A 13,825-nucleotide genomic window follows, 5' to 3' on the forward strand; every position below is an offset into this window, starting at 1 on the left:
GATCCCCCCATCTATCATCTGAACGCGATATATTTATACGATGCTGATGCCGTAGGCGTAAATCTGAAGCCGCCCGTGATTATGGTCGGCATGAACGCTGACGATGATGTACCGCAGACAACAAATGACGGCGTAAATCCCAAATCGTTGATATCCGTTGATGTGCCCGAAGTCCCCGAAACGGTGCCCGTAACATACGGATAATTTATCAGCGTCCAGTCCGACCAGCCCGTGTGATTTCCGCGCACCCACAATCTGCGTGCCGATGTGTTCCAGTTGGCAGCGATCTCGATGCCGCGGTTGCTGTCAAACATCAGCCTTATCACGTCAACATAAGGCGTAGGTATCTCATAGTTTTCGGTATAACCTGCAGACGTTTCATAATGATAGCAGGACAGCCCCTGCGTATCCGTGCGGACAGAATTTGACCTGACCTTTATCTTGTCTGCATTGCCTCCATTAGCGGGCAGAGAGGCGGGTATCTTCCCCTTGATATATTCACCCACTGCCCTTATAGAATTTTCCGATGCATATTTCATCCGCTCACACCTCCCATACTTCATCAAGCAAAGATCTGACCTCTTCCCCGGCTATCTCACTCAGCTCCTCCGCCTTCACACATTCCGAAGCAGCAGCATTCACCAGCTCAAAAACCGCCCTGCTGCCCGCCGCACAGTCATTAGTGCTCTCAGCGGAAAGAGCGCTGTCGATCTCCACCGCCCCTTTGTCAATACGAGCAATAAGCTGCTGTAACAGAAAGAGCAGCCCCTCTCCGTCAAGCCTTGAATGTTTCTCCATACTATTCCCCCTTTAGCCCCCCGCTTTATTGAATATCTCCAGTATCTCATCATTTGTGAGCGTGTGCTCGCCCAGCTCCTCAAAGGACCTGTCCGAAGCAAGAACGACGCCGTTGATCTTCGGTTTGTTGATGAGCCTGTTGTAATCATCTGAGGAAACACCCTTCCCCGTATCCAGATGACCCGTAAGCCCCTCCGAAGCCTTCAGCAAACCCGTGACCGCCCCTGCGGAAACATACCCCGTCAGATTTTTTTCAACAATTGCCATCTTATCATCACCCCTTCGGTATCGCAGTAATATTTCCGATGACCTTCAGCCTTGTTGCAGGAATAATTGTAAATATGTTATCCCCGTCCATCACAAGTCTTATGTCAAAAACATAATTGCCGAACGGAATATTCTCCGTCTCGGAAGGGTAAATAACAATAGGCAGCCCCGCCTCGGAGCGGTCTGCAGCAGATATGGTCCTGCTTATCACCGCCCTTTCGGGGTCGTCCTCCTTTCTCAGCTCCATAAATATCCTGTCCGTGTCCGAAAGGGTGTATTCCCCTCCGTCAGAAGTCATGATACTCTCAATGCAAAGCTTCAGAGTATCGCCCCTTACCATAAGTATCTCCTCCATAAAAAACCTCCTCCTTTACTCCCCTGCATGACTTCTGCATACAGCATACAGTCCATAGACCGAATTTCTGAACTCCTCCGCACCGCCGTTAATGACATAGTTCCCTTTAAACTGATTTCCGCCGAAATCACATCTTGTGGTACCGAAGGAAGATACCCGGGTCTCAGTCTCCCCTTCAATGCACTCCGACTCATCATTCCAACTGTAAGGGGTGCGTTTCATAACATAGCTCCCTTCAATACTAAGGTCAAGGAAATCGGAGAAGCAGTTTTTCAAGGTCATACTGCCCGAAGAAATAACAATATCCGAGTATTCATATATCCAGGTAAGCCTGTCGGGAACATCAAGATTTTCATAGCTCTCATGATATTTCGGAAGGAAATTGGCATCGCAGCTTGCATATCTGAATGACCCGTCCTTATAAATACAGTAGTAAAGCGACCAGAAACTCACATAGTCGATTATCCCCCCGTGAGTCGGACCGAAGCTGAAAAACTGCATATTATCCACATCATAGGCAAGCTTCACACGGACCTCCCACCCCTCGGCAATATCGAAAGTCCAAAGGTCAGGCGTCCGTTCAAGCTTTCCGACTCTCGAGTCGGTCTCTTTCACCCTTCCGCCGCCCCCGAGAATATACCCCGCAATAAAACTCAATTGCTTTCCTCCTTTGTGAGCCTGATGTTGCTTTTCGCACCGTCCTCGCCTTCATCATAGCTCAAAGTGTAAGCCGTATTTCCGTAAACGAACCTGGTAACGGTGTCCGAAACAGCGGTAATGCTGTCAGGCATGACCCCGTCCATCATCGCCCCGTCAAATTCCGTGACCCTGTCGCCAACAGCCGAGAAAAACGAGATATCCGCCTCACCCAGATCGGTGCCGGTGTCGCCGGTAAATCCCACACCCTTTTCGGTAAGCACAGTGCTGCCGTATTTTCTGTCCGCCTCAATTCGCCTGCGAAGCTCATAACCCAAAAGGTCTGTGTAATCCGACTCGTCCTCGCAGATATCGGCAGTTTCCGCCTTTGCAAAAACCATACCCGCCCCGAAGCAGACCTCCGTCCTTACCGAAACGAGCCCGAAAATATCCCCGAAAATAAACTCCGTCAGACCGCAGGGCGCAGCGGATATGTGAGCATGAGCGCAGTAAAAGGAGCGCCATACCTTCTGTGCGGCAAGGGTCATCGCCGAGCCTGTCCGTTCATCGTCAAAGAGCTTTCCCGACAGCTTCAGCATATTTCTGAAATCAGAGCCGCTCCCTGCGGAAAACACCTGACCCGTAGCGGTGTTCTTGGCATATACCGCCGTAAAGGGACCCTTTTCCGAATGGATATATAAAGGAGCGCTTTTCTCCCTGTCCACCCCCACGCTTCCCGAAGCGGATAAGAACGGGGTAAATTTAAGCTCCTCATCATCTGAGCAGTACCATACCCCCACCCCGTTTTCCGAAAGATGGTTTAATATCTCCCTTATCTTTTTCCCGTGAATGTCCTTGTAATACAGCCGCGGAACTCCCGAAAAGCTCATGGAACAGGGCTTGAAGCCGCACTGAGATGCAATATCCCCCAGCACCTGTGAGGTGACAAAAGGCTCGTCCGCCTCCTTGTAGCTCCCGTCCCTGAAGTCATTCTCGGTCATTCTCATTCTGTCGAAGGCGCGAATTGTAACAAGCCCGCCCCGCCTTTTAATGCTGCTTATAAAATGGGGACAGAAGCTCATATCCGCCGCCCCCGAGACCGAAAGACAGACCGCCGCATTGGGATAAAAGCTCTCCGCCGTCCTCAGAGTCATAATAAGCTCGGAGCTTACGATGCCCTTGACAGGCATATTCTCGCTCTGCCTTATGAGCCGTATAGAAGCAATATCCCTGCCGTCAAAGTTGATCCCGCCAACAGTAACGGTATAATCATTCAAGCTAAAGACAGTCCTCGGGGACAAAAGCCGCATGAAGCTCAATATCCGCCGTCCAGAACCGCTCTCCTCCGAAGACCCTGTTCAGAGAAAGAGAAAGCCTTACCCATTTAAACTCCGCCTCCGTCTCCCCGGGAGCAGAGTATCTGACCCTTACGCTCTCATTTTCAAAAAGCGAGGAAAGCCCGGCCGCCGAAGCATCGTCCACATCGGAAAGCACCGCCTTCACCGTCACCTCATGCCCCGTTCTCGTACATATTTTCTCCCCGTAAATATTCACAAAGGAGCTCTCCTCGTCATAAACGGGAGCAGTCACCGCCGAATACCTGTCCGAGGTAATAAACCTGCTGACATCGATATTGCCTATTTTAAGATAAACGCCCATAAATAAACACCCCTTTCAGCTTGCTGAAAAAAATTCAGCAGGCGGAAAAAACCGCCTTGACCTTAGTGCCGTAGATATCCGAAGGAGCACAGGGCGCAGCGGAAACCAGCATATTTCCCAGAAAAACCGCACCCTCTCCGCTCATATAAACACATCTCAGCGGAACGCCGTTCTCAGCCGCAGAAAGAACAGCCGCCTGTACCCCGTCCCCCGAAACGAGCAGGAAATCAAGCCTTATCTCCGCCCGTGCGGAAACAGGCACCGCCCTGTCCCCGTCCACAAAGTCCCTGATGACCACCCTGGGGGACATATCTGCCGAAATGCCGCAAACCCCCTCAGTCACCGCCGTAAATCCATCAGCAGCGCTGTCGCCGTTTTCGGACATATCTATCCCCAGAACAAAACCGAACTCGTCAATAAACTCCCCCTTGCCAAAGCTTTTCAAAGCCTCACCGACCGTCATATCCTCACCCCCTGTAAATAACCTCAATTTCCTTTTCAATGCGGATAAACCCGTTTTCCTTCGCCTCAGTGATGACCGCGGGAAAAGGGGAGCATATCTTAATAATGCCCTCCCCGGAAAAAGCACAAAGACTTTCCGCCGCCCCGTCAGCCAGCCCGAGAAGCTCTCTCCTGCCGCCGAAGCCCGAAGCGGAGATAACAGCCTTAGTCCTGACTATCCCCCCCTCATACAGCTTTACAAAGCCGCCGTCCCCCTTCGGTATAACAGTAACATCACCTGCGCCATACGCCCCCATATCAGCGGCGCTGCAAAGTACCTCAAGGAGCTCCTCACTGCTTTTTATCCTCTTCATTTTTCCTCCTTTCCTGAGCCGTCCGTTATGATTTATACTAATCTTTAATCGTTCTGTAGACAAAGGCTGCAGGCTCAGCCCGATCCCAGTCCCAGAACAATAAACCTGAGCCTGCCGCCCAGATAATGATACTTTATCTCCGTCACCCGAAACTCCTCGCCGCGGATGATCACCGAGCAGAACCCCGCCGAAAAAGCAGCGTCCTCGGGCATACTCCTGCCGCAGTCATAAAAGATCCTGCCCCGTGAGAAAACAGCCTCGCCGTTCCTGCCCGAATTTTTCTGCCTGTATATCTCAATGCGTACTCTCCGCAGCGGAATTTCGGAAATGACCTCTCTTGTGCCGAAAATATCACCGCCGCCATAGGTCCTTAAAATGCAGCTTCCGTCAAGAAGCCTGTACGGGATATGCATCAGGCTCTCACCTCCACATCGCCTCTGAATAAATGCCCCGCCCTTTCAAGAATAGCCGCAGCTCTCGGGCAAATAGCCCCCGCATCTGCATATTCAGCGGAAATATCCCCTATCTTCACCGAAGAAAAGCCCTCATTTTCGGAAATAAACTCAGCCTGAGCGCATACCGCCCTGAAAAATTCGACCTGCTCCTCCCGTGAAAAATGATCGTTCAGTACATAACCCCCAAGGATATCAGCAGCACAGCGGATAAAGGGCATAATGACCTCTTCCTCCTCCGCCCCGCCGAAGACCGACCTGTAAAATTCATAATCGGGATATATCAAAAAGCGTCACCCCCCTTCTCCCCGAAAAATATGGACCTGTCTTCACAAGAAATGTGTGCGGATTTTCGAGCATAATTTTGTCTAAGACAAGGCAAAGATCATTAACGCAGTCTTAGGCAAAATTTGCCGAAAAGACGTGCGTATATGCTTGTGAAGACAGGTTCTGTATCAGACAGTGGCAGTGTGGCAGTAAACGCCCGCTGCCTTGTTAGCGTAAACGGAGCAGAGACCGTAGCTTCTGTAGCCGTACTTCCAGGAATCCGCATCGGGATTATTGGCAGGGCTTACAATTTTTGGCAGAGCGTGCTTTGTAAACTGAATTACCGCAGGCTTGTGAACTATCATAAAGTTGATGTTCTTACCGCCGGTCGCCTTGGAGTAGCCGCCGCCCTCTTCGCCGCTGGAAACGCCGTCATTGAGCTTGACAGCGGAGTAAAATCTTGACTGAGGCACCACAACGATACTGTCAAAGCCTGCCATAACAGCTCTTGACTTAGTGGTGTCCATATCGTCGATCATACCCTTGAGAACAGGGGTGATAAAGAGTATCCTGTCCTCGGAAGGCACCTCCGCAGCGTCCATAGCGCTTACCGCCTTTCTGATGGCAGCCGCAGCCGCCTCTCCGCTTGAAAGGTCGCCCGACTCCTTGGAAATGCCGCTTGTGCCCGCAATGGAAGCAAATCTGAAAGCGTCAAGCTCGGGAACAGCCTTAGTTCTCACAAATTCGCCTGCCAGAGCGCCGAAAGCAATGCTCTGGCTCTCCTCGTTGTCCATAGCGTCAACGGAGAACATTCTGCCTCTCTCGTAGCTGAACTTGACAGTCTGCCATGTAAGGCTCACATTGCCGTCCACATAGCCGCTGTTTCTGGAATAATCCGCAAGCCCGTCCATAGAGAGCTTAGGGATAACTATCTCGTTGGCGTTGGCGCCCTCTCTTGCAAGAGCCGCGTCAGACTCAAGCACAGCAGTCTTGGCATTTTCTCTGTAGGTCTCGTCAAGGAGAGATGCATACTTCTTAGCAAGTGTAATAGTGTTCATAAATAAAATACCTCCGTAAATTTAAAAATAAAATTGATCGATATGTGTGATTTGGGGAAAAAGCCCAAAGCTTACTCCTTCAGCCCGAAAGCCCTTCTCAGCGCAAAGCTGTCACCCTTTGACTTCTCGGCAGCAACACCGGTAGTAATGCCGCCCCCCGAAGCGGAAATTCTTCCGAAAGCAGCCCTTGCCGCCTCTTCAAAATCCACCCCGTCCTTTTCGGCGTAAAATCTGCCGAGACAGATAACGTCCTCCGTCATAGCCCCGGGCACGCCCATCTCGGCGCAAACGCATTTTGCCCTGAGATAAGCATTTTCGCTTTCTGCCGCCGCAAGCAAAGCCTCCAGCTCCGCCTCACGTGAAACGGATTTCTCGGAAGCCGCTTCATCGGGATCCGCTTCTTTAGAAGTCATTTCCTCCGAAACCTCGGGAACGACCTCCTCGGTCAAAATTTCCTCATTCATTTAAGTAAACTCCTTTCCTTTTCTATCTTCTCAAGCTCCCTCACAGCGTCCTCCTCGGAGCATTCCAGAGCCGCCATAACAGCGGAGACCCGACTGATAAGCCCCGCTTCCACGAGCCTTATGTTCCTGTCGATTATCTCGTCCCTGTCAACGGTCTGCCTGTCCGAGAAAGCTACCCTCACATTCACCTCCTCGAGGGGGAGCGCGCCGCACATCTGACCGCAGCGGATAATGCATCTCACCGCATTTTCGATAAGCTCCGCCGCCAGACAGCGGTTAGTCTGCATGGTAATTTCGGTGCGGGTCTCCATGCTCTTGACCTCAGCCGCCGTCCTAAGCCCCGCGGAGCTGTTAAATGACAGCGTGCCCGAGGACAGTCCCGCCTGGAAGCAAAGAATGTCCAGCAGCGCATTTATCGCCTCCACGTGTTCGGAAACTCTCAGCTCGCAGGTGTTGTCGGTAATTTTCAGTTCCTGCTCCTCATCGCATTTGAGCGCCTGATAGACCTCATCGTCAGCGTCAAAATACCTGCTTATCCTGCCCGTATCGGGGTCAACCACCGTCCGAATGCATGAGCTTGGCACGATTATCCTCTTTCGTCCCAGCACGAACTCCCGTGAAAAGCTGTCAAAAGCAATGTCCAGCGCCTTTAGGGTGTCTGTGCAGTTGGCAAAGCAGCTGAGCCCTAAAAGAGACCCTTCCGACAGATTGTTGTCCCCCGCAGGACGAAAATACGCAAACATAGGCACGTCCATGGACGGATATTCCGACCTTTCCGAAAGCCCGCCGAAAACCTCCTCCACAGGTATCTCGCAGGAAAGAGAACCGCCCTTCATTTCAAAAAGCCTGCGGTCAATAACAGCATGACCGCCCTTCATTCCGTGCCGCTCGAATAAGGCAAATTCCCTGCCTCCCCGAAGAAAACGACTTCCGAAAATGCCCTCACAGATGCCGCCCCGACCGCTTCCCGTGGGAATAAAATCCTCCGCGGAAATGTAATCAACAGACACCCTGCCCCCGTCAATGTAAATTTTCATAGCGCCGCCGCCTAAAGCGTAAGCCCTGCTGAAAAAAGCGGGAGCCTTTTCCCAGAAGCCATTCTCCTGCAAAATGCGCAGAGCATATTCCTGCTGCGCGGGGCTCTTGCAGAAAATATCCGCTTGACTTGAAAAGGTAAGGGACGCCAGACTGTCGCAAAGGACCTTTGCGCACCCCATCTGAGCGATTCTCCTTTCCCCCTTGCCGTAAAGCCCCGACCTTTTCACATAAGCCCAGGGCGGCTCGCCGCGGTAAATACTTCCGCACACCTCAATAACATTTCTGAAAAACTCCTCCTCAAGAGGAATTTTCGTATCGGGGAAGGCTCTCGCCGCCCCGCTGATGATATTACCCATAAAACCTCCTGTAAATTACCTTGCCGCCGCAAGAATTTCCCTCATTCTCCTCTCGGTGGAATACTCCTGAGCGTCCAGACTGTCCACATTAACGGAGCCGTCGTCCAGTCTCCTGTCCGTCCCCCCCGTCTCCCATACCGCCTCGGTGAATGCCTTGATGGTGTTCACGCACTTAGCGGCAATGCGGTACCTTCCCGAGCTCATCATCGAGGAGTAAAATCTGATGCGCTGCCCGATGTCCCCCTTTCTGGCATTGTGTATCTCAACGGGAAGACGCTCTTTCCGCGCCGCATTCTCAAGCCCCCTTATAAGGACCTGCTCAGCGCTGTCGCAGTAAACGTCCCTGAGACAGGGATAGCTTCGTAAGGCTTTTTTAATGAACCTCACAAAATCCCTCTCCAGCTCCGCAGGCGAAATTATCCCCTGCCTGTAATACTCGTCAAGAGTGATTATCCTCTTGTACCCCGCCGTGTACCCCGTCAGATTAAAAGCAGTAGCAGAGCCGTTCCCGCCGAAATCCACCCCCACGTCCGCCATAATGATGTCCGAAGCCCTGACCCTTTTTAGAATGAACCTCTCGGGAGCGTCCGCAAAGTCCCTGTAAATGACCCCCTCAGCGCATTTCCACTTGCCGAGAATGAACCTGTCATAATACACCGACCCCGCATAATCTCTTTTGAGCGCCTTAACAAAGCTCTCGGGGAGCTTGGGGTTATCGTCAATGGTAAAACGTGAAGCCCTCACCGAGCCGTTTTTCACCCCCTCGTCAATAAATTTTTTCAGCCAGTGATTTGGAGAAGCGGGATTGCAGCTGCCGTCAAAAATGGAATTAGGGCGGTCAAGCCTCGACATTATCATTCTGAAAACGTCCTCGCTCCATGTGGTCATCTCGTCCCCGTAGCAGTAGGAAAGGCTCAGTCCCTGAAGCTTGTCCGCACAGCCGCTGCGGAAAGCCCCGAAAATGAAGCAGTCCCTGCCGAAAAGCCTGACCATACCGCCGCTTTTGACCCTCCCCACCAGCTTTTCCCCGAACATCTGCCGCATAGGGTCAATGATGTTCCGTGAAACGCTGCCCTCAGTGTTGCCCACCAGAGCGATAGCCCCATTCTCATCGGCAGCAAGTATCCTGTTGGGAATGCGGTAAAAGTCCAGGAAGGTCTTGCCCGACCGCACCGCCCCCACAGAAATGTTCCACCTTTTCGGCTCATAGGTGGAAATGCGCATGACCTCCTCCTGCTTAGGAGTCAGAGACAATTCCCGGACCAAACACATCGCTCCTTTCAAATAACCCCCTCAGCTCGGCAACAGCGTCCTTCTCCGCCATATCCTCGCCGCCGTAGATCCCGTAAATGCGGCAGAGTATCTCCAGAGCCCTCAGCTTGTCGTAAAGCTTTATCTCAATGCCCTTTGTGCCTGCCTTCACTGAAGCCAGCGCCTTCCTGCAATCGGCTGAGAGCCGCCCCGTGTCGGTGAGGATAATGACCTGCTCCCCGTTCTCACCCTCTGCGATCTTTGCAAACTTGGAGAAATCGGAAAAAGCAATAGCCGCCAGCTCACCCAGCACCGCCTTTCGTGTGATCTTTCTCATAAATGTGACCCCCTTTTATCCGAACAAATCAGTATTCGTAATTGTTAAAAATAAAATCCCTGAACTCCCTGCCGTACTCTCTGAGGAAATCGAAGAGAATACTGTCGGTAACATTGCCCGAAATATTATCGGCGAAGCAGTCGAGACACATCTCGAATCTCTCCACCTCTTCGGCGGGCACCTCATCGCCGCAAACAGGGCAGAAGCATTTTTCACGTCTTGCCAACCGCAAGCCTCCTTTCTAAAACATTTGTTTGCTGTAATCATATAATAGCACATCTGTGTCAAAATGTCAAGCCTTTTTTGCAAATTTCCGAAAGTTTGTTCTATTTATATAAAAACATCTGTTCTATTTTATGCAAAATTTATAATATCCGACAACAGCAGCCCCACAATTGACATTCTCCGCAATATGTGGTATAATAATAAAATAATATCAATCCCCGAAAGGATGTAATCAACAATGAAGGATACAAGCACCTACGAATCCCCCTTCTGCACCCGATATGCAAGCAAGGAAATGCAGTATATTTTCTCCGCCGACAAGAAATTCACCACCTGGCGCCGTCTCTGGGTGGCGCTTGCAAGAGCGGAAATGAAGCTCGGGCTCCCCGTAACACAGGAGCAGGTAGACGAGCTTGAAGCAAATATCGACAATATCGACTATGAGTGCGCCGCCGAGCGAGAGAAGCTGGTGCGCCACGACGTAATGGCACACGTCTATACCTACGGACAGGCGTGCCCCAAGGCAGCGGGAATAATCCACCTGGGTGCCACCTCCTGCTATGTGGGCGACAATACCGACATCATCGTCATGAGAGACGCAATGCAGGTAATACTCAAGAAGCTCGTCACCGTTATCGCCCAGCTGTCCGACTTTGCCGAGAAGTATAAGGATATGCCCGCCCTTGCCTATACCCACCTCCAGCCCGCCCAGCTCACCACCGTTGGCAAGAGAGCCACCCTCTGGATAAACGAGCTGCTCATGGACCTTGACGAGCTTGAGTACAGGATAAAGAACCTGAAGCTTTTAGGCTCCAAGGGCACCACAGGCACCCAGGCGTCCTTCAAGGAGCTTTTCGAGGGAGATTCCTCCAAGGTCAAGGAGCTTGAGAGAATGATAGCCGAGGAAATGGGCTTTGACGCTGTAGTACCCGTTTCCGGACAGACCTATTCCAGAAAGATAGATTCCCAGATAGTAAATACTCTCGGAAATATCGCCCAGTCCGCAATGAAGTTCGCCAACGATATGAGAATACTCCAGAACTTCAAGGAAATGGAAGAGCCCTTTGAGAAAAACCAGATAGGCTCCTCCGCAATGCCCTATAAGAGAAATCCCATGCGCTGCGAGAGAATAACCGCCCTTGCAAGATACCTTATCATCGACACCCTGAACCCCGCCTTCACCTCGGGCACCCAGTGGTTCGAGAGAACTCTCGATGACTCCGCAAACAAGAGAATATCCGTAGCCGAGGGCTTCCTCGCCTGCGACGCTATCCTCAATATAATGATAAACGTCACCGCAAATCCCGTGGTATATCCCAAGGTAATACGCCAGAGAATAATGAGAGAGCTTCCCTTTATGGCATCCGAGAACATCATGATGGATGCCGTAAAGAAGGGCGGCAACCGTCAGGAGCTTCACGAGAAGATACGCACCTATGCAATGGAAGCAGGCAAGCAGGTCAAGGAAGAGGGTCTTGAAAACGACCTTATCGAGCGTATCCTTGCCGACCCCTCCTTCGGACTCAAGCGTGAGGATATCGAAGCAGTGCTTGTTCCCGAAAACTATACGGGAAGAAGCTCCGAGCAGGTATCTGAGTTCCTTGAGGAATGCGTAAAGCCCGTGCTTGAAAAGTATAAGGACCTGACCCACGAATCAGCAGAAATAAACGTATAATAAAAATCAACATATCCGTCCTGCGGACCCGCAGGGCGGATATTTCTATAGTAAACCGTTAAGTAGAAAATTTCGTATAACTGCACAAAAAATCCCGATATAATTTTCGGAACAAAAAGGGCAAACAGCCCGTACCGCCTTAAATTGGGACTTTACAAAACCCGAAAAATGTTATATAATAAAAGTAATATTGTTATAATACAAAAAGGAAAGGGTTATGCAAATGTTCAGCGATGTAGATAAAAAATACGCCTACACAGGGGACGATCTCGGGGCAAATTACTCAAAGGACAAAACGGTGTTCAAGGTGTGGTCACCCCTTGCCAATGACGCAGCGGTACTTCTGTACAGGACCTGCACCGATGAAAAGCCCTACCGCCGTATGCCAATGGAAAAGAGCAAAAAGGGCGTGTGGGAAAAGGTGGCGCACGGAGACCTTAACGGGGTATACTACACCTATGAGATACGCCACGACGACATAGTGGAGGAGACCATCGACATCTACGCCCGCAGCGCAGGAGTAAACGGCGCCATGGGAATGGTCATAGATCTGGAGGAAACCAATCCCGCAGGCTGGCATAACTATCACCCACAGCCTATGGATTCCTATGCAGACGCAGTGATATACGAAATGCACGTCCGTGATTTTTCCATCGACAAAAGCGGCAGCTTCTGCTATAAGGGAAGATTTCTCGCCTTTGTGGAAAAAGGACTGATAAATGCCGCAGGCGACAGCATCGGCATCGACCACTTAAAGGAGCTGGGAGTGACCCACGTCCACCTTATGCCCAGCTTTGACTACCAGACCGTAGACGAATCCGAGCTCCATAAGCCCCAGTTCAACTGGGGATATGACCCGCTAAACTTCAACCTTCCCGAGGGCTCCTACTCCACCGATCCTTATGACGGACGTGCAAGAGTGGCAGAGTTCAAAAGGCTTGTCCACGCCCTCCATTGCCAGGGCATAAAGGTGGTAATGGACGTGGTGTATAATCATACCTATGCCACTGCCGACTCCCCCTTCAATAAGACCTTCCCCAAGTATTACTACCGTCTCTGCGGCGCAAACGGCGAATATTTCTCCAACGGCTCAGGCTGCGGCAACGAGGTAGCCACCGAGCGCTTTATGGTGAGAAAATTCATCATCGACAGCCTTGTCTACTGGGCGACGGAGTATAAAATAGACGGCTTCCGCTTTGACCTTATGGGACTTTACGATATAGAGACCATCAACGAAGCATACGAGCGGCTCCACGCCATAAACCCCGATATCATCATGTACGGCGAAGGCTGGACAGGAGGCGGCTCACCCCTTCCCGACGGAGCGAGATGTATGAAGCTCAACGCCCGCCACACTCCCAATGTCGCCTATTTCAGCGACGATTTCCGCGACACAGTCAAGGGCAACAACTTTGAAAACCGCAGCAAGGGCTATGTAAACGGAGCACAGGGCGTAGAGGAATACGTCAAGGAAATAATGTGCGGCAGGATCCCCCATCCCCAGATACCAAATCTTGACAAATACTCCTGGGCAGTATCCCCCTGCCAGACCGTAAACTATGTTGAAGCCCACGACAATCTGACCCTCTGGGATAAGCTTGCCTACACAAACCCCACCGACTCCATCGAGGTAAGAAAGCAGATGGATAAAATGGCAGCGGCAATGGTTTTCCTGTCCCAGGGCATACCCTTCATACAGGCAGGACAGGAGTTCCTGCGTTCAAAGCCCCTTCCCGGCGGCGCATACGACCATAACAGCTACCATTCCCCCGATATCGTCAACAGCCTCAAGTGGGACAGAAAGACGGAGTTCAAGGACGTTTTCGAGTATTACAAGGGACTTATCGAGTTCAGAAAAGCCCACACCGCCCTGAGAATGTCCACAGTGGAGGATATCGGCAGGAATATGAAATTCTTTGACCGTCTCCCCAAAAGAGTGGTAGGCTTCGGACTTTACGGCGACTGCGAGCTTGAGGAGATCGTGGTATTCCTCAATCCCTCGCCCGACACCATAACCCTTCACGCCTTCGGAGAGCTGAACGTGTACATTGACGGCGGGAGAGCAGGCAATACTCCTCTCTACACCGTAAATAACGATTATAATATAGCTCCCTATTCCGTAATGGTGCTGGGCAGACCGTACAGCGAACACAGCGAACAGGAATAAAAAAG

The 13,825-nt window shown here is 51.3% G+C and carries 19 protein-coding genes; 2 read left to right on the forward strand and 17 right to left on the reverse strand.

Features of this window, described 5'->3' with window-relative positions; all coding sequences use genetic code 11:
• Positions 1-14 precede the first annotated feature (14 nt).
• The 17 genes from ACI4J0_RS04985 to ACI4J0_RS05065 form a co-directional block, all read right to left on the reverse strand.
• Positions 15-539 carry a hypothetical protein gene (locus ACI4J0_RS04985; protein WP_439764711.1) on the reverse strand — a complete coding sequence of 175 codons (525 nt, stop codon included), beginning with the start codon at positions 537-539 and terminating at the stop codon, positions 15-17.
• Between the two features lie 4 nt (positions 540-543).
• The gene (locus tag ACI4J0_RS04990; RefSeq protein ID WP_439764712.1) at positions 544-798 is read right to left on the reverse strand and encodes a hypothetical protein; all 255 of its coding nucleotides are present in this window, start codon (positions 796-798) and stop codon (positions 544-546) included.
• A 12-nt stretch (positions 799-810) separates the two neighbouring features.
• Complete coding sequence (locus ACI4J0_RS04995) at positions 811-1,065, reverse strand: hypothetical protein (protein WP_439764713.1); 255 nt, start codon at positions 1,063-1,065, stop codon at positions 811-813.
• 7 nt (positions 1,066-1,072) lie between these two features.
• Positions 1,073-1,420 carry a hypothetical protein gene (locus tag ACI4J0_RS05000; protein WP_439764714.1) on the reverse strand — a complete coding sequence of 116 codons (348 nt, stop codon included), beginning with the start codon at positions 1,418-1,420 and terminating at the stop codon, positions 1,073-1,075.
• 15 nt (positions 1,421-1,435) lie between these two features.
• Positions 1,436-2,077: a hypothetical protein gene (locus tag ACI4J0_RS05005; protein ID WP_439764715.1), complete on the reverse strand. Its 642-nt coding sequence runs from the start codon at positions 2,075-2,077 to the stop codon at positions 1,436-1,438.
• Positions 2,074-3,333 carry a hypothetical protein gene (locus ACI4J0_RS05010; protein WP_439764716.1) on the reverse strand — a complete coding sequence of 420 codons (1,260 nt, stop codon included), beginning with the start codon at positions 3,331-3,333 and terminating at the stop codon, positions 2,074-2,076. The genes ACI4J0_RS05005 and ACI4J0_RS05010 overlap by 4 nt, the downstream gene beginning before the upstream one ends.
• A 1-nt stretch (position 3,334) precedes the next feature.
• Positions 3,335-3,715, reverse strand: a complete 381-nt coding sequence (locus ACI4J0_RS05015) for a hypothetical protein (RefSeq protein WP_439764717.1) — start codon at positions 3,713-3,715, stop codon at positions 3,335-3,337.
• Positions 3,716-3,749: 34 nt separating this feature from the next.
• Positions 3,750-4,178: a hypothetical protein gene (locus tag ACI4J0_RS05020; protein ID WP_439764718.1), complete on the reverse strand. Its 429-nt coding sequence runs from the start codon at positions 4,176-4,178 to the stop codon at positions 3,750-3,752.
• Between the two features lie 4 nt (positions 4,179-4,182).
• Positions 4,183-4,530, reverse strand: a complete 348-nt coding sequence (locus ACI4J0_RS05025; RefSeq protein WP_439764719.1) for a hypothetical protein — start codon at positions 4,528-4,530, stop codon at positions 4,183-4,185.
• Positions 4,531-4,604: 74 nt separating this feature from the next.
• On the reverse strand, positions 4,605-4,943 hold the full coding sequence (locus ACI4J0_RS05030; RefSeq protein ID WP_439764720.1) for a putative minor capsid protein: 339 nt from the start codon (positions 4,941-4,943) through the stop codon (positions 4,605-4,607).
• Positions 4,943-5,269 (reverse strand): hypothetical protein, encoded by a 327-nt coding sequence (locus ACI4J0_RS05035; protein WP_439764721.1) that lies wholly within the window; start codon positions 5,267-5,269, stop codon positions 4,943-4,945. The genes ACI4J0_RS05030 and ACI4J0_RS05035 overlap by 1 nt, the downstream gene beginning before the upstream one ends.
• Before the next feature lie 168 nt (positions 5,270-5,437).
• Positions 5,438-6,307, reverse strand: coding sequence for a hypothetical protein (locus tag ACI4J0_RS05040; RefSeq protein ID WP_439764722.1), 870 nt, complete (start codon positions 6,305-6,307; stop codon positions 5,438-5,440).
• Between the two features lie 71 nt (positions 6,308-6,378).
• The gene (locus ACI4J0_RS05045) at positions 6,379-6,771 is read right to left on the reverse strand and encodes a hypothetical protein (protein ID WP_439764723.1); all 393 of its coding nucleotides are present in this window, start codon (positions 6,769-6,771) and stop codon (positions 6,379-6,381) included.
• Complete coding sequence (locus ACI4J0_RS05050; protein WP_439764724.1) at positions 6,768-8,165, reverse strand: phage portal protein; 1,398 nt, start codon at positions 8,163-8,165, stop codon at positions 6,768-6,770. The genes ACI4J0_RS05045 and ACI4J0_RS05050 overlap by 4 nt, the downstream gene beginning before the upstream one ends.
• A gap of 15 nt (positions 8,166-8,180) precedes the next feature.
• Positions 8,181-9,431, reverse strand: coding sequence for a PBSX family phage terminase large subunit (locus tag ACI4J0_RS05055; protein WP_439764725.1), 1,251 nt, complete (start codon positions 9,429-9,431; stop codon positions 8,181-8,183).
• Complete coding sequence (locus ACI4J0_RS05060) at positions 9,403-9,753, reverse strand: terminase small subunit (protein ID WP_439764726.1); 351 nt, start codon at positions 9,751-9,753, stop codon at positions 9,403-9,405. The genes ACI4J0_RS05055 and ACI4J0_RS05060 overlap by 29 nt, the downstream gene beginning before the upstream one ends.
• 28 nt (positions 9,754-9,781) lie before the next feature.
• Positions 9,782-9,979, reverse strand: a complete 198-nt coding sequence (locus ACI4J0_RS05065) for a hypothetical protein (protein WP_439764727.1) — start codon at positions 9,977-9,979, stop codon at positions 9,782-9,784.
• 237 nt (positions 9,980-10,216) lie between these two features.
• Between ACI4J0_RS05065 and purB the strand changes: the two genes are divergently transcribed.
• Both purB and pulA read left to right on the forward strand, forming a co-directional pair.
• Complete coding sequence (gene purB / locus ACI4J0_RS05070; protein WP_439764728.1) at positions 10,217-11,653, forward strand: adenylosuccinate lyase; 1,437 nt, start codon at positions 10,217-10,219, stop codon at positions 11,651-11,653.
• A 223-nt stretch (positions 11,654-11,876) separates the two neighbouring features.
• A complete protein-coding gene (gene pulA / locus ACI4J0_RS05075; RefSeq protein ID WP_439764729.1) occupies positions 11,877-13,820 on the forward strand; it encodes a type I pullulanase in 1,944 nt (647 codons plus the stop codon).
• Positions 13,821-13,825 lie beyond the last annotated feature (5 nt).

This window comes from Huintestinicola sp. (assembly GCF_051882455.1).
Lineage (GTDB): Bacteria > Bacillota > Clostridia > Oscillospirales > Ruminococcaceae > Huintestinicola.